This window comes from Streptomyces longisporus, assembly GCF_039532765.1.
GTDB lineage: Bacteria > Actinomycetota > Actinomycetes > Streptomycetales > Streptomycetaceae > Streptomyces > Streptomyces longisporus.
Map to the genome: position 1 here is coordinate 344,925 of NZ_BAAASG010000007.1, position 17,489 is coordinate 362,413.

Annotated in this window: 22 protein-coding genes and 1 tRNA gene; 11 read left to right on the top strand and 12 right to left on the bottom strand. The window is 70.2% G+C overall.

Annotation, left to right across the window (positions count from 1 at the left end):
* The first annotated feature begins 22 nt into the window (after positions 1-22).
* From ABD355_RS13190 to ABD355_RS13205, 4 genes are read left to right on the top strand one after another with little or no spacing between them, the layout of a single operon-like run.
* Positions 23-1,390, top strand: a complete 1,368-nt coding sequence (locus ABD355_RS13190; protein WP_344400417.1) for an amidohydrolase family protein — start codon at positions 23-25, stop codon at positions 1,388-1,390.
* On the top strand, positions 1,387-2,262 hold the full coding sequence (locus tag ABD355_RS13195; protein WP_344400418.1) for a cupin domain-containing protein: 876 nt from the start codon (positions 1,387-1,389) through the stop codon (positions 2,260-2,262). Before ABD355_RS13190 ends, ABD355_RS13195 begins: the two co-directional genes overlap by 4 nt.
* On the top strand, positions 2,259-2,948 hold the full coding sequence (locus ABD355_RS13200; protein WP_344400419.1) for an SDR family NAD(P)-dependent oxidoreductase: 690 nt from the start codon (positions 2,259-2,261) through the stop codon (positions 2,946-2,948). Before ABD355_RS13195 ends, ABD355_RS13200 begins: the two co-directional genes overlap by 4 nt.
* Positions 2,945-3,841, top strand: a complete 897-nt coding sequence (locus ABD355_RS13205; RefSeq protein ID WP_344400420.1) for an NAD(P)-dependent oxidoreductase — start codon at positions 2,945-2,947, stop codon at positions 3,839-3,841. The genes ABD355_RS13200 and ABD355_RS13205 overlap by 4 nt, the downstream gene beginning before the upstream one ends.
* 1 nt (position 3,842) lies before the next feature.
* Here the strand turns inward: ABD355_RS13205 and ABD355_RS13210 are convergent, their stop codons facing one another.
* The 5 genes from ABD355_RS13210 to ABD355_RS13230 all read right to left on the bottom strand — a co-directional run bounded on the left by ABD355_RS13210 (position 3,843) and on the right by ABD355_RS13230 (position 7,124).
* Positions 3,843-4,655, bottom strand: a complete 813-nt coding sequence (locus tag ABD355_RS13210; protein WP_344400421.1) for an SAM-dependent methyltransferase — start codon at positions 4,653-4,655, stop codon at positions 3,843-3,845.
* A 58-nt stretch (positions 4,656-4,713) separates the two neighbouring features.
* Complete coding sequence (locus tag ABD355_RS13215) at positions 4,714-5,361, bottom strand: HhH-GDP family DNA glycosylase (RefSeq protein WP_344400422.1); 648 nt, start codon at positions 5,359-5,361, stop codon at positions 4,714-4,716.
* Positions 5,358-5,690, bottom strand: a complete 333-nt coding sequence (locus tag ABD355_RS13220; protein WP_344400423.1) for a DUF3140 domain-containing protein — start codon at positions 5,688-5,690, stop codon at positions 5,358-5,360. The genes ABD355_RS13215 and ABD355_RS13220 overlap by 4 nt, the downstream gene beginning before the upstream one ends.
* A gap of 42 nt (positions 5,691-5,732) precedes the next feature.
* The gene (locus ABD355_RS13225; RefSeq protein WP_115910514.1) at positions 5,733-6,215 is read right to left on the bottom strand and encodes a ferritin-like domain-containing protein; all 483 of its coding nucleotides are present in this window, start codon (positions 6,213-6,215) and stop codon (positions 5,733-5,735) included.
* Positions 6,216-6,314: 99 nt separating this feature from the next.
* A complete protein-coding gene (locus ABD355_RS13230; RefSeq protein ID WP_344400424.1) occupies positions 6,315-7,124 on the bottom strand; it encodes an alpha/beta hydrolase in 810 nt (269 codons plus the stop codon).
* A 118-nt stretch (positions 7,125-7,242) separates the two neighbouring features.
* On the opposite strand from ABD355_RS13230, the gene ABD355_RS13235 reads away from it, so the two are divergent.
* On the top strand, positions 7,243-8,430 hold the full coding sequence (locus ABD355_RS13235) for a thiolase family protein (protein WP_344400425.1): 1,188 nt from the start codon (positions 7,243-7,245) through the stop codon (positions 8,428-8,430).
* A 166-nt stretch (positions 8,431-8,596) separates the two neighbouring features.
* The gene (locus ABD355_RS13240; protein WP_344400426.1) at positions 8,597-9,370 is read left to right on the top strand and encodes a sulfite exporter TauE/SafE family protein; all 774 of its coding nucleotides are present in this window, start codon (positions 8,597-8,599) and stop codon (positions 9,368-9,370) included.
* Positions 9,371-9,375: 5 nt separating this feature from the next.
* On the opposite strand, the gene ABD355_RS13245 is transcribed toward ABD355_RS13240, so the two are convergent.
* Entirely contained in the window at positions 9,376-10,227 is an 852-nt protein-coding gene (locus ABD355_RS13245) for an HAD-IIA family hydrolase (protein ID WP_344400427.1), read from the bottom strand.
* A 123-nt stretch (positions 10,228-10,350) separates the two neighbouring features.
* On the opposite strand from ABD355_RS13245, the gene rpmG reads away from it, so the two are divergent.
* The 4 genes from rpmG (at position 10,351) to ABD355_RS13265 (ending at position 11,847) form a co-directional block, all read left to right on the top strand.
* Complete coding sequence (rpmG, locus tag ABD355_RS13250; protein WP_030935936.1) at positions 10,351-10,515, top strand: 50S ribosomal protein L33; 165 nt, start codon at positions 10,351-10,353, stop codon at positions 10,513-10,515.
* 72 nt (positions 10,516-10,587) lie between these two features.
* A complete protein-coding gene (locus ABD355_RS13255) occupies positions 10,588-10,848 on the top strand; it encodes a type B 50S ribosomal protein L31 (protein ID WP_344400428.1) in 261 nt (86 codons plus the stop codon).
* 34 nt (positions 10,849-10,882) lie between these two features.
* A complete protein-coding gene (ykgO, locus tag ABD355_RS13260) occupies positions 10,883-11,005 on the top strand; it encodes a type B 50S ribosomal protein L36 (protein WP_344400429.1) in 123 nt (40 codons plus the stop codon).
* A gap of 95 nt (positions 11,006-11,100) precedes the next feature.
* On the top strand, positions 11,101-11,847 hold the full coding sequence (locus ABD355_RS13265; RefSeq protein WP_344400430.1) for a cobalt-precorrin-6A reductase: 747 nt from the start codon (positions 11,101-11,103) through the stop codon (positions 11,845-11,847).
* Here the strand turns inward: ABD355_RS13265 and ABD355_RS13270 are convergent.
* The 4 genes from ABD355_RS13270 to ABD355_RS13285 form a co-directional block, all read right to left on the bottom strand.
* Entirely contained in the window at positions 11,834-12,319 is a 486-nt protein-coding gene (locus tag ABD355_RS13270; RefSeq protein ID WP_344400431.1) for a hypothetical protein, read from the bottom strand. The two genes, ABD355_RS13265 and ABD355_RS13270, sit on opposite strands and share 14 nt — an antisense overlap.
* A 43-nt stretch (positions 12,320-12,362) precedes the next feature.
* Positions 12,363-12,581, bottom strand: coding sequence for a hypothetical protein (locus tag ABD355_RS13275; protein ID WP_344400432.1), 219 nt, complete (start codon positions 12,579-12,581; stop codon positions 12,363-12,365).
* 2 nt (positions 12,582-12,583) lie between these two features.
* Entirely contained in the window at positions 12,584-13,360 is a 777-nt protein-coding gene (gene cobF / locus ABD355_RS13280) for a precorrin-6A synthase (deacetylating) (protein ID WP_344400433.1), read from the bottom strand.
* An 83-nt stretch (positions 13,361-13,443) separates the two neighbouring features.
* Complete coding sequence (locus ABD355_RS13285) at positions 13,444-13,986, bottom strand: DUF309 domain-containing protein (RefSeq protein ID WP_344400434.1); 543 nt, start codon at positions 13,984-13,986, stop codon at positions 13,444-13,446.
* Between the two features lie 100 nt (positions 13,987-14,086).
* Between ABD355_RS13285 and ABD355_RS13290 the strand changes: the two genes are divergently transcribed.
* A tRNA-Pro gene (locus ABD355_RS13290) sits at positions 14,087-14,160 on the top strand.
* 1,171 nt (positions 14,161-15,331) lie between these two features.
* On the opposite strand, the gene ABD355_RS13295 is transcribed toward ABD355_RS13290, so the two are convergent.
* Positions 15,332-16,216 carry a DUF8021 domain-containing protein gene (locus ABD355_RS13295; protein ID WP_344400435.1) on the bottom strand — a complete coding sequence of 295 codons (885 nt, stop codon included), beginning with the start codon at positions 16,214-16,216 and terminating at the stop codon, positions 15,332-15,334.
* The gene (locus tag ABD355_RS13300; protein ID WP_344400436.1) at positions 16,216-17,460 is read right to left on the bottom strand and encodes an acyl-CoA dehydrogenase family protein; all 1,245 of its coding nucleotides are present in this window, start codon (positions 17,458-17,460) and stop codon (positions 16,216-16,218) included. Before ABD355_RS13300 ends, ABD355_RS13295 begins: the two co-directional genes overlap by 1 nt.
* Positions 17,461-17,489 lie beyond the last annotated feature (29 nt).

A 17,489-nucleotide genomic window follows, 5' to 3' on the forward strand; every position in this document is an offset into this window, starting at 1 on the left:
ACACCCCTGAGGAGGAAGCGCGATGACCGATCGGATACTGCTTCGCGCGGGGCACGTGCTCTCGATGGACCCTGCCGTCGGGGATCTGCCGAGGGGTGACGTCCTCATCGAGGACGGCAGGATCGCGGCGGTGCAGCCGGAGATCAGCGCCGACGCCGAGGTCCTCGACATGAGCGGCCGCATCGTGATCCCGGGCTTCGTCGACACCCACCGCCACACCTGGGAGGCCTCGATCCGTGGCGTCGCCCCCGACGCCACCCTCGACGACTACTTCGTCGACATCCTCGACACCTTCGCCCCGCTGTACACCCCCGAGGACGTGTACGCGGCCAACCTCGCCGGCGCCCTGGAGTGCCTCAACGCCGGTATCACCACGCTCGTCGACTGGTCCCACATCAACAACACGCCCGAGCACCCGGACGCCGCGATCCAGGCGCTGACGGAGACCGGCATCCGCGCCCAGTACGCCTACGGCAGCGCCAACACCTCCCTCGCCGACTACTGGTTCGAAAGCAAGATCGCGATCCCCGGCGACGACGTCCGCCGTATCCGCGCCAAGTACTTCTCCTCCGACGACGGTCTGCTAACCATGGCACTGGCCACCCGCGGCCCCGGCTTCTGCGTGGGCGACGTCGTCACCTCCGAATGGGCGCTCGCCCGTGAACTGGACATCCCCATCACCGTGCATGTGGCGATGGGGCGCCTCGCCGGCCGCTTCGGCATGGTGAAACAGCTCAACGACCTCGGCCTCCTCGGCCCGGACACCACCTACATCCACTGCTGCTACCTGCACGAGGACGAGTGGCAGATGGTCGCCGACAGCGGCGGTACGGTCTCCATCGCGCCGCAGGTGGAGACCCAGATGGGGCACGGCTGGCCGCCCGTGATGGCGGCGATCGAGCACGGACTGCGACCGTCCCTGAGCATCGACGTCGTCACCACCGTGCCCGGCGACATGTTCACCCAGATCCGCGCGGCCTTCGGCGCCGAACGTGCCCGGCTCAACGCCGACTGCTGGCAGGCCAACATGCCCGTGCCGGAGACCATGTTGACGGCACGTCAGATGCTGGAGATCGCCACGAGGAACGGCGCGCATGTCGCGGGACTGGAGCACCGCACCGGTTCCCTGACCCCCGGCAAGCGCGCCGACGTCGTCGCCCTCGACGCCACCGCACTGAACATCGCGCCGGTGCACGACGCGGCCTCCGCGGTCACGCTGTGCGCGGACGTCTCCAACGTGGAGACCGTCATCGTCGACGGCGTGATCCGCAAGCGCGACGGCAGGCTGACGGCCGACGTCGCTCGGGCCCGGCAACTGGTCGAGGAGTCCCGCGACCGGCTGCTCGCGGCGAAGGAAGCGAAGGCGAAGGAGGCGAAGCCGAGCGCATGACCCGGCATCTGGTGCGGCGGGCCGCCGACGCGGCCGAGCCGCCGTACGACGCACACGGCTACCGGCGCCGCACCCTGGTCGGCGAGGACGACGGCAGTGTGCACACCGGCTTCGGCCTGTGCGAACTGCGCCCGGACGGCGGGCTGTCGGCGCATGTGCACTCGTACGAGGAGAGCTTCCACATCCTCGGCGGGACCGTGATCCTCGACATGCCTGAGGGCTCGTACCTCCTGGAGGAGGGCGACTACGGCATCCTGCCGACCGGCGTCCCGCACGCCTGGCGCGGCATCGGGGACGCGCCCGCACGCTGGGCGGACATGCTGGCCCCGGTCCCGCGGGCGCGCTACGGCCACGACACCCAGGCCGTGCGCGACCTGCCTGCGCGCAGCCCCGTCCGCATCGACGTCCGCGACCCGCGCACCCGCATCTTCGGCCATTTCGAGCCCGCCCAGATGGACCCCGGCAAACAGTCCCAGGACCTTCTCGCCGTCTCCGCGAGCATGCGCACCGCGCTGCTCGTCTACAGCGGCATCACCGTCAAGATGATGGTCGACAGCGACCTCGGCGCGGTCGCCTCGACGATGTTCATGGTCCAGTACGCGCCCGACGGCGTCGCCGGCACCCACGACCACCCCTTCGAGGAGACGTACTACTTCCTCGAAGGCGAGGCGGACGCGGTGTTCGACGGCGAGCGCCACCGGCTCGGACCCGGCGACTGCGCCTGGGCGGGCGCCGGCTGCGTGCACGGCTTCGCCAATGCCGGTACGGGGCCGCTGCGTTGGCTGGAGACCCAGGCGCCGCAGCCGCCGCCGCGCCACTCGTACCGGTTCACGCGGGACTGGGAGTACCTGAGGGAGGCCCTGGAGTCATGAGCAGCGTCGTTGTCGTCGGTGGCACGTCGGGCATCGGCCGCGAGTTCGCCCGGGTCCGGGCCGAGCGGGGCGACGACGTCGTCCTCACCGGCCGCGACCCGGACCGCGCCGACGCCGTCGCCAAGGAGGTCGGCGCGCGAGGCCTCGCTCTCGACCTGTCCCGGCCGCGCGAGATCGCCGCGGCCCTGGCGGACGTCGGACGTGTCGACCACCTGGTCCTCGCGGGCGTCTCCCGCGACGAGAACCGGGCGACGGACTACGACATCGCCGCCGCCCTGCGCCTCGTCACAACCAAACTGGTCGGCTACACCGAGGTCGTGCACGTGCTGCGGCCGCGCATGACCGACGACAGCGCGATCGTCGTCTTCGGCGGCCAGGCCAAGGAGCGCCCCTACCCCGGCGCCACCACGGTGGCCACGGTCAACGCGGGCGTACGCGGTCTGGTGAACACCCTCGCGGTCGAACTCGCACCGGTCCGCGTCAATGCCGTCCACCCCGGAGTCGTGGGCGACAGTCCCTACTGGCAGTCCAAACCGGAGGAGGTCCTGGCCGCCCTCCGTGCCAGGACCCCGACCGGACGGCTCGCCACCGTGGCGGACGTCGTGGACTCGGTGGACTTCCTGCTGCGCAACAGGTCGGTCAACGCAGTGGAGTTGAACGTGGACGGCGGGTGGCTGCTGGGATGAGCGACACCGGTACGAACGAAACGCGACCGCCCGTCGCGGTCATCGGCACCGGCCGGATGGGCGCGGCCATGGCGGTTCGGCTGCGCGAGGGCGGCTTCGCGGTCACGGCGTACAACCGCACCCGCGCCAAGGCCGAGGCGACCGGGGCCGCCGTCGCCGACACGCCCCGCGAGGCGGCCGCGGCGGCGGACGTCGTCCTCGTCTCCCTCGCCGACGACACCGCCGTACGAGAGGCATACGGCGGCCAGGACGGCGTCACTGCCGGGCTGCGCGCTGAGGCGGTGGTCGTGGAGACCAGCACCGTCGCCCCCGAAACGGTGACCGCCCTGGCACCCCTCGTCGAAAAGGCGGGCGCGGCCCTGCTGGACGCCCCCGTCTCCGGCAGTGTCGTCTTCGTCGAACAGGGCCGGCTCACCGTCATGGCGGGCGGGGACGCATCGGCCCTGGAACAGGCCCGACCCGTGCTGGACGTGCTGGCCTCCCACGTCGTCCATGTCGGCCCCGCCGGGACCGGCGCGGCGATGAAGCTGGCCGTCAACTCCCTGCTTCTCGGCCTCAACCAGGCCCTCTCGGAGGCGCTCGTCCTCGCCGAGCGGGCCGGGGTCGCCCGGGAGGCGGCGTACGAGGTGTTCGCTGCCGGTGCCGCAGGGGCGCCGTTCGTGCAGTACAAGAAGGACGCGTATCTGCACCCGGAGAGCGCGACGGTCGCCTTCACCCTCGACCTCGTCGCCAAGGACCTCGACCTGGCCCTCGCCCTCGCCGAGCGCGTGCGGGCACCCATGCACCAGGCCGCTGCCAACAGGCGGCTGGTGGGAGAAGCCGCCGAACATGGCCTGGGGCAACGGGACTTGAGCGCTCTGGCGGAATTCCTCCGCGGTGACCGGCGGCCCTGAGTCAGACCTTCACGCCGACGCCCCCGTACAGCGACACGGGCCCCTCGCCGTCCGGTGTCTCGTCCACGCCGAGTTCGGGATGCCAGTCCACCACGGACACGATCCCCGGCTCGACGAGGTCGAGTCCCTTGAAGAAGCCGCCCATTTCGGTGTGCGTGCGGGCCACCAGGGTCACTCCGCCCGCCGCGTAGGCCTCGATGCCCCGCCGTACGTTCTCCGGCTCGAAGTCGGCCGTCATCGCGGACAGGACCAGGCAGCTGCCCGGTGCGAGGGTGTCGACGAGGGTGCCCACCAGGTCGTAGGCGCCGTCCTCGTCGGCGATGAAGTGCAGCAGGGCGATCAGGGACAGGGCGATGGGGCGGGCGGAGTCGAGGACGTGGCCCGCCTGTTCGAGGATGGCGGCCGGGTCGCGGGCGTCGGCCTGCAAATACTCGGTGACGCCCTCCGGGGTGCCACGCAGCAGGGCGCTCGCGTGGGCGAGGACGATCGGGTCGTTGTCGACGTAGACGACGCGTGCCTCCGGCGCGACGCGCTGGGCGATCTGGTGGAGGTTGGGCTCGGTGGGTATGCCCGTGCCGATGTCGAGGAACTGGCGGATTCCCGACTGCTCGACGAGCCTGCGCGTGGCGCGCTGCATGAACCGGCGGTTGGCGCGGGCGGCCCGCGGCGCGTCCCCCTGGATCGACGCGATCTGCCGGCCCAACTCCTCGTCGACGGGGTAGTTGTCCTTGCCGCCGAGGAACCAGTCGTAGACGCGGGCCGGGTGCGGCCTGGTCGTGTCGATCCGCAGTGCGGCCGGCTCGGTCCCCGTCACGTGACGCTCCTCTGCTCGACAGGCCCAAAAGGGCGTGCGTGCGAGCAGTGTTACACGATCATGCTGCGCGGCGGAGACTGTCTTCGGCCACCTCCTTGTGGAGCGCGGCCCGCACCAACGCGGCCGCGAGCACAGCCGGTTGCGTGTTCCGGCCCAGCCTCACCAGCCGGTCCGGGTCCTTCGGCAGACCCAGCCGCTCCGCTCCGTCGAGCGCCTTGCGGTCGAGATACGGTGCGGCTTCCGGCCACACCCGCTGGGCCTCGCGCAGAAAGATGTCGGCGCCGGCCGGACCGAGGCCGGGGACCTCCTGGAGCAGACGGCGCAGTTCGTCGACGTCGCCGTCCGCCTCTTTCCGCATCCGGCGCAGATCCCCGCCCCACCGCTCGATCAACAGCTGTGCGCCGTCACCGAGTTGAGTGGCGGTGCGCTCGTCGTAGCGTCGGTAACCGCCGCGGCCCAGCGCGTCCACCCGTTGCTGCCAGTCGGCCTCGGCCATCCGGCGCGGGTCGCGCAGCCCCGCCCGGTACAGCTCACGGGCGGTGTCGACGGCGATGGACCCGCGGATGCGGGCACTGAGCAGCAGCGCGAGGACCAGCAACCGGTACAGCGGCTGCGGGGTGTCCTTGAGCGTGATGCCCGCCTCCTCGGCGAACGTCCGCCCATGTGCCCGCACCAGTTCGCGGACGACGTCCTTCTGGCCGCTCATGGCTTCAGCGGGTCGTGGCCGATCGTCATCAGCCGGTGCCGGCGGTCGGTGTCCTCGGCCTCCGGCTCGTTCTCCAGGTCCGACTCCTCCGTCACCGTGTCCACGACCTCGTACATCACCCGGATGTCGTCGTCCGTGAGGTCCGTGCGCCGCTTCTGCAGGATCGCGAGAACGTGCTGCCCGGTGGGCGAGCCCGCCTGCTCGGGCAGGGGCTCCGTGTTCTCGCCGGCGTCGCTCACCCGCAGCCAGGCCGCGAGCTCCTGGGAGGTCATGTTCACCGCGCGGTGGAAGTCGTCCCACAGCGCGTCGAGTTCGAGGGCGTCGGTCATCGAGTGCCCCTTCCGTACGTGCATGGTCCGGCCGTCGACGGGTCAGTCCTCGCGCGGCCAGTTCTCCGCGTCGAACATCCACCGCTGCTTCTCGAGCTCAGCGGTGAGGGAGATCAGCAGGTCCTGGGTGACGGGATCCGGCTCGGCGGTCGCGGCGATGCGCTCGCGCAGCCGTCCGATCGCCGCCTCCAGCGCGTCCGCGATCAGCTGGACGACGTCCGTGTCGCGCACCCAGCCGTCCTTCGGACCCGGCAGCGTGTAGGCCGCCGCGATCGTCTCGGGCCGCCCGTCGGGCGGCAGGCCGAGCGCCGAGGAGCGCTCCGCGACCGTGTCGGCGTAAGTGCGGGCCGTGGCCACCACCTCGTCGAGCTGGAGGTGGATCGAGCGGAACCGCGGGCCCACGATGTTCCAGTGCACCTGCTTTGCGATCAGTGAGAGTCCGAGAAGATCCACGAGTGTGCTCTGCAGCGCGTCACCGGCGATCTTGCGGGCCGGTTCCGGAAGTGTGCTCTTCACCGCAGTCATCAGGGCGCTTCTCCTTCCAGCCGTTGCGGTCACTCCACGCGATCTCGGGTGCCCATGGCGAAGTGCTGCAAACAGCAGGCGCGGCTGGTCGGTGGCGTCTCAGTCCGTGAGCACGTCGTCCAGGAACCGGGACAGATCCGCGAAGACCTCGGCCTTGTTGGTCTCGTTGAACACCTCGTGCCGGGCGCCGGGATAGATCCGCTCGGTGAGGTCGCCGCCGCTGAGCTGCTCGACGCCGACACGGCTCCCGGCGAGCGGGACCAGCCGGTCGTCGTCGCCGTGCAGCCACAGCAGCGGCAGCCGGCCGACGTCACCGTTCTTGGCGACGGTCTCCAGAGTCCGGGCGAACGCCTCCACGGTCGGCCGCTTCATCGGGCCGTGCCAGACCAGCGGATCGGCCACATACGCCGCCCCGACCGCCGCATCCCGGGACAGCGAGGCCGGGCTGATGGGCGTGTCGGGGATCTCGTCGAGCGCGAGCAGCTGTCCCGGCAGCTCCCATGCGCCGATCACCGGGCCGGACAGCACGAGCGCGGCGAGCTCGTCGCCGTGGCGCTGGGCGTAACGGGCCGAGATCAGCCCTCCCATGGAATGCCCGATCAGCACGACCGGCAGCCCGGGGTACGCGGACCGCGCCAGCTCCGCCACGACATGGACGTCACCGACCACGTCCTCGAAGTCCTCGACCAGCACCCGCTCGCCGGCCGACCTGCCATGCCCCACATGATCGGGCGCGAACACGGCGGCCCCGTGCTCGACCAGCACACCGGCCACCTCCTCGTACCGGCCGGCGTGCTCGCCGTAGCCGTGCACGACCAGCGCCACGTACCGGGGCCGCTCCCGGGGCCACTCGCGTACGGCGATCGAGCCGCGGCTCCCCGTGGCGACGTGCTCGCGGGCGTCGGCCATTGTCTCCTCCAGCTGCATCGGTGGTGACCTGCCGGGATCTTCCCAGGCGGCGCGGCAGCGGTCTACACTCCAAAACTAGCAGCGCTAATTAAGTGTGCCGTCGGTCAGGAGTCCTGTCGTGCGCCCCGTCCACTTCGCGGCCGCCCGCCGCACCCCCATCGGAAAGCTGCGCGGAGCCCTGTCCTCCGTGCGCCCCGACGACCTCGCCGGGCACGTGATCCGCTCCCTCGTGGCCGACGTCCCCGCCCTCGACCCGGCACGCATCGACGACGTCTACTGGGGCGCCGCCAACCAGGCGGGCGAGGACAACCGCAATGTCGCCCGCATGGCCGCCCTGCTCGCCGGCCTCCCCGAATCCGTCCCCGGCGCCACGGTCAACCGCCTGTGCGCCTCGGGCCTGGAAGCGGTGACGTCGGCCGCCCGTACCATCGCCGCCGGAGAGGCCGACATCGTCCTCGCGGGCGGCTCCGAGTCCATGAGCCGCGCGCCCTTCGTCCTGCCCCGCCCCGACGAGGCCCTCCCGTACCGCATCGAGACCGTCGACACCCGCCTCGGCTGGCGCCTGGTCAACCCGGCGATGAAGGACATCCACGGCCTGCTCTCCATGGGCGAGACCGCGGAGGAGGTCGCCGACCGCTACGGCATCACCCGCGAACGCCAGGACGAGTTCGCCCTGCGCAGCCACCAACGCGCCGCGGACGCCCGCAAGAACGGCCACTTCGACGACGAACTCCTCCCGGTGGAACGCCCCGACGGTGTGCTCGTCGACGCCGACGAATGCATCCGTGAGGACACGTCGTACGAGAAACTCTCCCGCCTACGGCCCGTCTTCCGCGCCGGAGGCACGGTCACCGCGGGCAACGCCTCCCCGATGAACGACGGCGCCGCCGGCCTCCTCCTGGTCAGCGAGGAAGCCCTCAACGACCTGGGCCTGGAATCCCTGGGCCGCTACGTCGCCGGCGCCTCGGCGGGAGTCCACCCCGACGTGATGGGCATCGGTCCGGTACCCGCCACCCGCAAGGTCCTGGCCCGCGCCGACTGGACCGTCGCCGACATCCAGGAGGCGGAGTTCAACGAGGCGTTCGCCGCCCAGGCCCTCGCCTGCGTCGACCAGCTCGGCATCGACCCCGACCTGGTCAACCCGAGCGGCGGGGCGATTGCCCTGGGCCATCCGCTGGGCTGCTCGGGAGCACGGATCCTGACGACGCTGCTGCACCGGATGCGGCGGACGGGGGCGGAGCGAGGGCTGGCGACGATGTGTGTGGGGGTGGGGCAGGGGAGTGCGGTGCTGGTGGAGCGGCATTGAGGATTACTGTTTTTCAGCCCGTCCGGCGTTTGAGGACGAGTGCCCTTAAGGGCCGAGGGGGGTCTGGGGGCGGCAGCCCCCAGCACACGGCGACACCACCGCCGGGTGCCAACCAGCGAGACGGTACTTACACGCCCCGTTGCCTGCACATAGCATCGGTTCCCGCATGAACACGATGACGCTCTGGCACATAACCGGCTGGGACTTCGCCGCCCTCGCCTGCGCAGCCCTCCTCGTCGGCTTCTCCAAGACCGCCGTGAGCGGCGCCAACACGGTCAGCCTCGCCATCTTCGCGGCGGTGCTGCCCGCCCGCGCCTCCACCGGCGTACTCCTGCCGATCCTGATCGTCGGCGACGTCCTGGCCGTCCTCACCTACCGGCGGCACGCCCACTGGCCCACGCTGTGGCGGCTGTTCCCGGCGGTCGCGGCGGGCGTGGTCGTCGGCACGGTGTTCCTGATGTGGGCCGACGACGGCATCGTACGGACCTCGATCGGCGCGATCCTGCTGCTGATGGCGGGCGTGACGGTGTGGCGGCGGCGCACGGCGGAGACCGACGAGGAGCCGGACTCGGTGGCCACGAGGTCCGGCCGGGTCAAGGCCCGCTCGTACGGCGTGCTCGGCGGCTTCACCACGATGGTCGCCAACGCGGGCGGCCCGGTGATGTCGATGTACCTGCTGTCGGCGGGCTTCCGCAAGCTCGGCTTCCTGGGCACCTCGGCGTTCTTCTTCCTGATCGTGAACGTGTCGAAGGTGCCCTTCAGTGCCGGCCTCGGACTGATCGACGGCCGCTCGCTGTTCCTCGACGCCGCACTCGCGGTGTTCGTCGTGCCCGGTGCGTTGTTCGGCAAATGGGCTGTGAACCGAATCAACCAGCGCCTCTTCGAGCAGCTCGTGATCGCCGCGACGATCGTGGGCGGCCTGCAACTGCTCCTGCGCTGATCGAGCTACCCCTGCGTCGACCCCCGCAACAACCCCGGCAGATCCGCAAACGACTCGATGACGTGATCGGGCGTACCGCTCGCGTCCCGATGCGTCTCCGGGAGATACTTGCCGGTCTTCACCAGCACCCCGGTGATTCCGGCCCGCTGCGCCGCCAGCACATCGGACTCGATGTCGTCCCCGACCATCAGCGCCTCACCCGCCCTCACCCCGAGCCGTGCAAGCCCCGCCTCGAAGAACGCCGCCGACGGCTTCCCCGTCACCTCGGCCTCGGTCCGGGCCGCCTGCTCCAGCCCCACCAGAAACGCCCCGGAGTCGAGCTGCAGCCCGGCATCGGTACGCCAGTACAGATTCCGGTGTACGGCCACCAGCCGGGCACCGCGCTGCAGATACCCGAAGGCCCGGTTGAGCGCGTCGTAGTCGAACTCCGGTCCCGCACCCCCGACGATCACGACATACGGCACACTCTCCGCATCGTCAGGGTCGACATCCGCACGGTCCAGCAGCGCGACCCCGTCGAGATCCTCCCGGATGTCGCCGCTGTTCAGCAGCACACACCGGGCCCCCGGACAGTGCTCGGCGAGATACGCGGCGGTGGCGACGGGCGCGGTCAGGATGTCCTGCGCCTCGACGGCGAACCCCGCCTCCCGCAAGGTCCCGGCGATCGACGCCCGGGTCCGCGACGTCGTGTTGGTGACCAGCGCGACCCCGAACCCGGCCTCGCGGATCTCCCGCAACGCCTCGACCGCCCCCGGCAACGGCTGCCACGAGACGGTGAGCACCCCGTCGATGTCGATGAGAACGGCACGCACGGACCCACGCACAGACTCACTTCCCGACTCAGGTACGGACTCCATGCCTGGAAGATAACCGCGCATAGCCCGCCACCCCGGGAATGCGACGGCCGAAGCCGTTGTTGGACCGGCTGTGATTGACATGCTCGGATCAAAGATCCGTGGCGTGGGCGAAGGGAGAACCTCATGGCACGCAGCACCGCGCGCCCCGTCGTCAAGCTGAAGTCGACGGCCGGAACCGGAGTCACCTACGTGACCCGCAAGAACCGCCTCAACGACCCCGACCGGCTCGTCCTGCGCAAGTACGACCACGTGGCCGGCGCGCACGTCGAGTTCCGCGAGGAGCGCTGAAGCAGCCCGCGACGACCAGGCCGCGGCCTTGAGGAACCACCCTCCGGCCGCGGTCCCGGAAAGGAAAACCCCATGAAGCCCCGCATCCATCCCGTCTCCCGCCACGTGGTCTTCCGCGACCGCACCGCGGATGTCACCTTCCTGACCCGCTCCACCGCCGACTCGTCGAAGACGATCGAGTGGGAGGACGGCCACACCTACCCCGTGATCGACGTAGAGATCTCCTCGGCGTCCCACCCCTTCTACACGGGCAGGTCACGGGTCCTGGACACGGCCGGCCGTGTGGAGCGCTTCGAGCGCCGCTACGGCCGCCCCACGGCGACCCGTCACTGACGGGTCCCGCGCCCTACCCGAGGAGAGCAGAACCATGAAGGTCCGCACGTCCCTGCGCTCGCTGAAGTCCAAGCCAGGTGCCCAGGTGGTCCGCCGACGGGGCGTGGTCCACGTGATCAACAAGAAGGACCCGCGCTTCAAGGCCCGCCAAGGCTGAGCGCACAGAGGAGACGGCCGCCCGGTGCCCCCACCGGGCGGCCGTCCCGCATCCCCCGCAACCACGCCCGCCGCCGACCTCGTACGCTCGCACCCATGTCTCCCCACGTCCTGATCCTCGGCGGCACCACCGAGGCCCGCGAACTGGCCGCCGCGCTTACGGCACATCCCGGCGTACGCGTCACGACCTCGCTCGCGGGGCGGGTGACCCGGCCGGGCGCGCCGGCAGGGGACGTACGTGTCGGAGGCTTCGGCGGGGCGCAGGGGCTGGCCGACTGGCTGCGCGAGCAGCGCGTGGACGCTCTCGTGGACGCCACGCACCCCTTCGCCGAGGCGATCACGGCGAACGCGGCGCAGGCCGCATCGGCGACCGGCGTCCCGGCGGTCGTCCTGCGCCGGCCGGGCTGGCGGCCCGGCCCCGAGGACCGCTGGCACATGGTCCCGTCCCTGGCCGCGGCGGCGGACCTGCTGCCCCGCTTCGGCCCCCGCGTGTTCCTGACCACGGGACGCATGGGCCTGTCCAACTTCGCACACCTGACGGACCGTCACTTCGTCGTACGGTCCGTGGAGGCCCCCGAGCCGCCGATGCCGCCGCACACGGAAGTGCTGCTGGCACGCGGGCCGTTCACGGTAGAGGACGAGACGGCGCTGCTCGGCGAGTACCTGGTCGACGTCGTGGTGACGAAGGACAGCGGGGGGGAGGCGACGGCCGCCAAGCTCACGGCCGCCCGCGGCCTTGGGCTGCCGGTCGTGGTCGTACGAAGGCCGCCGTTGCCTCAGGGCGTGACCGCCGTCCCCGACGTGCCGCAGGCCCTTGCCCGGCTGGGCCTCAGCCCGAAGTGACCGACGCCCGCAGCCGGTCGATCGCGCGCAGTACCTCGGTGCGGTTCTTGGCGCTCTTGATCCAGGCGGGCAGCCTCGCGACGAGCGTCATCTTCCGCCCGGTGTCATACCAGGGCGCCCGCTCCCGCAGATCGGCGGCGACGAACCGCCTGATCAGATCCAGGTGTTCGAGGTTGTACGCCCACAACTCACCGTGCCTGGTCGCCGCCCGCAGCCACAGGGCCGGCCTGTAACAACCCTGCCCGGGCCGTCGGGTCGCGCCATGCGGTCCGGTGTGGATGCGGGACAGGCCGCAGGAGCGGCAGACCAGACGCCGTTCCGGATACGTCCGGCCCTGAGCGTCCGCCGCCCGGCCCGGGCGCCGCTCGAAGTGGGCCACGCGCTCGCAGCGCGGGCAGCGCACCAGCGCGGACCCGGCGAAGTCGTACACCGTGCGGCGGGTGTCGTGGAAGCGGACGGGCGCGGGAGACATGGGGCGAGTATGGCGACCGTCCGGCTCGCGGAGCACCCGGTTTTCAGGCAGCGGCGGTGATCGTCTCCCGTGACCGCTGGGGCAGACCGGTGCTCAGGTCCCCGACCAGGAGGCGCTTGGCGATGGAGTCCATCGCCGCCCGCAGGTCGGTTGCGGTGCGGCGGCCCGCGCCCTCCCGGACCCGTGCCTCCCGCCGGTTGCCCCACGCCTTGCTGGTGACGGCGGCCTCCCGGTCACCCGCCCCCTTGTGGGAGAGCAGCATGCCTACTGGTCCCCGGGATGCCTGCGCAGCAGATATGTGTCCATGATCCATCCCTTGCGTTCCCGGGCCTCGGCCCGCAGCCGCTCGATCCGCGGCGCGGCCTCACCGATCGGCCCGGAGGCGAGGATCTCGTCCGGAGTGCCGATGTACGCGCCCCAGTAGATGTCGATGTCCTCGTCGGCGTACTGCCGGAAGGTCTGGTGGGCGTCCAGCATCACGACCACGTCGTCCACCCCCTCCGGGAAACCCTCGGCGAGCCGTCGCCCGGTGGTGATCTGGACGGGCCGGCCCACCCGGTTCAGCCCGGTGCGATGCCGGGCGACCAGCGCGGAGACACTGCTGATGCCCGGCACGACGTCGTAGTCGAACTCGACGCCCCCCCGCTCCCGGACCTCCTCCAGGATCCCGATGGTGCTGTCGTACAACGCCGGATCCCCCCACACCAGGAACGCGCCGCTCTCGTCCTCGCCCAGCTCCTCGGCGATCAGCCGCTCGTAGATGTCGGCACGGGCACTGCGCCAGTCCCCGACGGCGGGCGAGTAGGCCGCACCGCCCGCCTTCCGGTCCCGCTCCGGATCCCGCGCCTCGACCACCCGGTATGACGCCCCGTCCGGTATGTGCGCGTCGAGCATGTCCCGGCGGAGGCGGGTGAGGTCGTCCTTCACCTCACCCTTCTCGAGAATGAAGAACACGTCGGTGCTCCGCAGCGCCCTGACCGCCTGCAGGGTGAGCTGGTCGGGGTCGCCCGCGCCGATACCGATGACATGAATCTTTCGCACACCCCGAGTCTGCCGCACCCCACTGACAGTCCGTACACCGCATCCCTACCGAGCGGGTACGGACGGCCGCAGCCCCACCGGCCCTACACGGTGCGCCCACGCAACCGCGGCGCCCGCGCCCCGGCGTCGACGGCCCCGTCCCCGCCCTCCACGTCGTCCGCCAGCTCACGCCCCCAGCCGGCCACCCCCACCAGATCCATCCCGTACGGCCGCTGCCGCCCCGATTCCGCCGCCCACTGCTCCACGGCCCCGGCACCCCGCCGCAGCAGCCGGGCGCCGCCGGTGACATTCCCCCGAGCGGCATGCGTGAGCCCCACGGCGAGCTGCGCCAGCCCCCGCCACAGCTCCCGCTCCTCCTGCGGCCCCGACTTCCACGCGTCCTCGAACACCTCATGCGCATGGAAGGGCTTGCCGGCATCCAGCAGTTCCTGCGCCTCTACGACGCTCTGCTCCGGGGTGCGCACCACGCCCTCGGGCTGCCGGGCCACTCCGTCCGCACCGTACGGCAGCGGCCGTCCGAGCCCGTCCCGCGGCCGGGCGTTGCGCGCCCGCCCCTCGCCGTCCCGGTCCCGCGCCCCGGCCACCCGGCCCGAGGGCGCGCTGCTCCTGCGTCCCGTACTGCCCATAGGCCCGATTGTCCCGCGCCTCCGGTCCGCTTCGGCACCACCCCGCACGTGGGGTAAAGTGCTGTCCGCGCGATCACGCGGTTCACCGCGGGAAGCGCACCGGGACGTGGCGCAGCTTGGTAGCGCACTTGACTGGGGGTCAAGGGGTCGCAGGTTCAAATCCTGTCGTCCCGACTTTGCGAAGTCGCAGGTCAGGGGCCGTTTCAGAGGAGATCTGAAACGGCCCCTTGATCATTCTTGGGGACCACTTGGGGACCAGGGCGCTTGACAGGGGTTGTGGCGCACCTTGACCCGGTCAAGGTGCGCCCCGGAGTGGACGGTAAGGCGCAGAGCGGGTGGCTCGCGGAGTCGTTTATGTGTTTCCGGTGACGCACCATGTTGAATGCGTGGCGATCCATGAGCCTGCGGCAAAGGGCTCCTGACCTGCCGGTTCGGGTGGTGTGCGTTATGCACGCTGTGGGCGTTACGGGCGATATCTTGACGCATGCGGCGCATGTTTGACGCACGTACTGATGGCCCGTCAGGTGACTGCTCTTGCAGGTGACGGACAGCCATCTGCTCCCTCTGCTCCCTGCTGGAAGCCCTCCTTTGCCGTCTCTTGGTGAGGGTGCGGTTCAGCAGGGGCTGGGGTCATACGGGCTCCAGCCGTGGAGGAACGGCTCCACGTCTGCGGGTCTGGGCTTGGGGGCGCGGGGAGTTTCGGGGCTGCACTGGTCTCGGTGAGGCGCTGGAGATGCTCGTCTGCGAACGTGAGCCACACTTCGATGTCGGTCTTCTCCGCGTCGGCGAACGGGCTGGCACTGAGACGGGGGGAAGCTACCTCTGGTTCATTGCCATCTGCGGCATTCTGGGGGCCCTCGTGGTCAGGCAGCCACAAGGGCCATCCATCAGGCGGTGGGAGGCAAGAGGCGGGCGGAGTCCATCCTGCGGGCGGAGTTCACCCTTCGGGTGGGTTCGGCCAGTTGGGCGGCGGGTTGAATTTCATTTGTCACCGCGTGCGGACCCGCACGCCGCGAGTAGCGTCGGCTGGCACAAGGTCAAACGGGGACTTGGAAACGGCCGCGCCCAGGTGTTCAAGCGTTGCCTGAGGGACGACATTCGTGAGGTCGAAGCGTCCCTGGCCGTGCGCTCGCGTATCTCCTGCCATTGCGCCCCGCGGGATCACCGTGGGCGGGGCGCGGTACCACGACGTGCCTGCCCCGTTGCGCGCGATCGACCGGCTGTGCTGCGCCTGGCCATCGGCCGCGTCCATCCTCCTGGCGAGCGCCCTCCGGACTCCCTGACCCCAGTTCCCATCACAGATCAAGAACGAGCCTGGGTGACCGGGCACGGGAAACACAGATCATCATCGTCGTGTTCTCCACCCGTTCCTCGTCGGTGAGCAGGACAACTCACTGCCACTATCTCCATCCTGCCGCGACCAACCCGAGGACGCCTTCAAGGGAAGGATCTCCCGGATCTCGTCGATGATCCGAATCTCACCATCCACCACCTTGAAAACTCCCAGCATGTACATGGCTCCAGCGTCGGGCCGCGGGTGGTCCGGGATGGGGTGAAAGTCGACCACCACAAAGCTCGCCGCCACGCCCAACTCCGTGTCGAGCACCGGAAACCGGCGCTCACGGGCGTGCGGGCGCGCCGCACGGGTGTCGTTGAGCGCGGACGCGCAACTGTGAACCTTGGCGTCGGGCGACAGAAGCGTACGCAAGGTATTCGTCGTCTTGGCGCCGTTGTCGAACTTGTCGCACCGGTAGTTGAAGCACGGAATCATCCCATCGCTCTGCTCCAATCCCTCCCAATATGAATTGGCCGCTGCGCGCAGTCCCTCTCGATCGACGCGGCGGTCGGCCGGAACTACTGCCGAATAAATGATGTCGGGCTTCAGAAGGTGTGCGGCGTCGGCGAAATGCCCATGAGAATCGGAACTGACGATCGCTTCGGCTTCGAGGATCAGCTGTCCACGCACCTGAATACGTTGCGCGAAAGGCTGGGGTCGGCCGCCTTCGAATGTGACCACGCCCATGCACACCGCCTGGCCGGTGAGCGGATCGGCGAAGCTGTTGATCCCTCCGAATTGCGGCGCCCGACGCCACAGTCCGTGGCCGATCTCCACGAGTGCACCGTTCTCGGTGCTGCGGAAGTCAGTATGGAATCCGAGCGCCTCAGGTGCGCCACTGGACAGTGCGGACAGATAGTCGGCGAGAAGGCCGGTCAGGTCACTTGAGTCCATCACGATATACCTACAGGGGAGTGATCGAAATGAACGCGACCATAGTTGAGCGCAGCGCTGTCGGACTGATGCGCGAGATGGCCGCGCAGCACGCCGACATTGCGCCAGTACCGGCCCAGCAACGCATCCTTCCTCGCCGCCGAAGAGCCCACCGTCCGGAACATGATGTCGACTGCCTCGTGCGCGAGATGGACGCTTTGCAGCATGACCATCGCCAGGCGCCGGCTGTCGTCTTCCGGACATGGTTCGCCTGTCGTGAACGTGCGATCCGCGATCTCCATGTAGTCGGCCGCGGTGTGCAGCAGCGCGGCTCGCGCCGTATCGACCAGGGCGCGGCAACGTCCGAAGTTGAACTGGTACTCGGCCAGATCGGCACGTGAGGCCCCGGTCGGGCCGGTCGCCTTCCGCGCCCGGAAGGTCTCCTCGTAGACATCGAGCGCGCCTTCTGCGGCACCGACGATCACTGCGACGGACTCGGTGATGACGAAGGGCCGAGCGGGGCCGTAGAAGAGCGAACTGTCGCGGTAGACCTCGGCAGGGGGCATCGCCGCTGTCTGCGGGTACGGCTTGGTCCGGTGCGCCGGCACGAAGACCTCGTTCATCACGACGCGGTTGGACCCGGTGCCCTGCATACCGATCACGTCCCAGTTCCGCACGATCTCGTAGTCGGCGCGTTCGAACAGCCCCATCCGCAAGGGCGAGTCACCCGGCCGGGGGTCGTCGACCAGGAATGTCAGCAGGATGTGCGTGGCGTGAGCGCACCCCGATGCGTAGTCCCACGCACCGCTCACCCGAAAGCCTCCCGGCACCGCCACACCGGTCCCCTGCGGGGCGGCCACCTCCGGCGCTCGGAAATCACCGAGGGCGCCGTACGCCTCCCGCTGGGCATCAAGGGGGAAAGTAGCAAGCTGATGCACGTGTCCCGACACGATGGAGAGCACCCAGGCGGTTTCCGGACAGCCCCGCGCCACCGCCGTGACAAGGCGGACAAAGGTCGGCAGGTCGAAGCCGTAGCCACCGAACAGACGCGGCTGGATCACACGGTACAAGCCCGCCTCCACCATGACCCGGTTGGTCTCCGCCAGGACGTTTCCCGCCGCCTCCGTCTCCGCCTGGCGGTCGCGAAGCTGCCCGAGCATCTCCTCGGCACGCAGGATCAGTGCCCCTGGGGACAGATCGGGCTCCGGAGGCGCGATCGAAATGAATGGTGCCGTGCGCTGCTGCGCGCGCATCGGAGCGGTCATGATGTGCCTCTCCTTGTTGAATGAGCCTT

What these genes read in the sequence shown, in the direction of transcription:
- ABD355_RS13190 (WP_344400417.1), top strand. Translation starts at nt 23, where the DNA reads ATGACCGATCGGATACTGCTTCGCGCGGGGCACGTGCTCTCGATGGAC.
- ABD355_RS13195 (WP_344400418.1), top strand. Translation starts at nt 1,387, where the DNA reads ATGACCCGGCATCTGGTGCGGCGGGCCGCCGACGCGGCCGAGCCGCCG.
- ABD355_RS13200 (WP_344400419.1), top strand. Translation starts at nt 2,259, where the DNA reads ATGAGCAGCGTCGTTGTCGTCGGTGGCACGTCGGGCATCGGCCGCGAG.
- ABD355_RS13205 (WP_344400420.1), top strand. Translation starts at nt 2,945, where the DNA reads ATGAGCGACACCGGTACGAACGAAACGCGACCGCCCGTCGCGGTCATC.
- ABD355_RS13215 (WP_344400422.1), bottom strand. Translation starts at nt 5,361, where the DNA reads ATGAGCGGCCAGAAGGACGTCGTCCGCGAACTGGTGCGGGCACATGGG.
- ABD355_RS13220 (WP_344400423.1), bottom strand. Translation starts at nt 5,690, where the DNA reads ATGACCGACGCCCTCGAACTCGACGCGCTGTGGGACGACTTCCACCGC.
- ABD355_RS13225 (WP_115910514.1), bottom strand. Translation starts at nt 6,215, where the DNA reads ATGACTGCGGTGAAGAGCACACTTCCGGAACCGGCCCGCAAGATCGCC.
- ABD355_RS13230 (WP_344400424.1), bottom strand. Translation starts at nt 7,124, where the DNA reads ATGGCCGACGCCCGCGAGCACGTCGCCACGGGGAGCCGCGGCTCGATC.
- ABD355_RS13240 (WP_344400426.1), top strand. Translation starts at nt 8,597, where the DNA reads ATGAACACGATGACGCTCTGGCACATAACCGGCTGGGACTTCGCCGCC.
- ABD355_RS13245 (WP_344400427.1), bottom strand. Translation starts at nt 10,227, where the DNA reads ATGGAGTCCGTACCTGAGTCGGGAAGTGAGTCTGTGCGTGGGTCCGTG.
- rpmG (WP_030935936.1), top strand. Translation starts at nt 10,351, where the DNA reads ATGGCACGCAGCACCGCGCGCCCCGTCGTCAAGCTGAAGTCGACGGCC.
- ABD355_RS13255 (WP_344400428.1), top strand. Translation starts at nt 10,588, where the DNA reads ATGAAGCCCCGCATCCATCCCGTCTCCCGCCACGTGGTCTTCCGCGAC.
- ykgO (WP_344400429.1), top strand. Translation starts at nt 10,883, where the DNA reads ATGAAGGTCCGCACGTCCCTGCGCTCGCTGAAGTCCAAGCCAGGTGCC.
- ABD355_RS13265 (WP_344400430.1), top strand. Translation starts at nt 11,101, where the DNA reads ATGTCTCCCCACGTCCTGATCCTCGGCGGCACCACCGAGGCCCGCGAA.
- ABD355_RS13270 (WP_344400431.1), bottom strand. Translation starts at nt 12,319, where the DNA reads ATGTCTCCCGCGCCCGTCCGCTTCCACGACACCCGCCGCACGGTGTAC.
- ABD355_RS13275 (WP_344400432.1), bottom strand. Translation starts at nt 12,581, where the DNA reads ATGCTGCTCTCCCACAAGGGGGCGGGTGACCGGGAGGCCGCCGTCACC.
- ABD355_RS13285 (WP_344400434.1), bottom strand. Translation starts at nt 13,986, where the DNA reads ATGGGCAGTACGGGACGCAGGAGCAGCGCGCCCTCGGGCCGGGTGGCC.
- ABD355_RS13295 (WP_344400435.1), bottom strand. Translation starts at nt 16,216, where the DNA reads ATGGACTCAAGTGACCTGACCGGCCTTCTCGCCGACTATCTGTCCGCA.
- ABD355_RS13300 (WP_344400436.1), bottom strand. Translation starts at nt 17,460, where the DNA reads ATGACCGCTCCGATGCGCGCGCAGCAGCGCACGGCACCATTCATTTCG.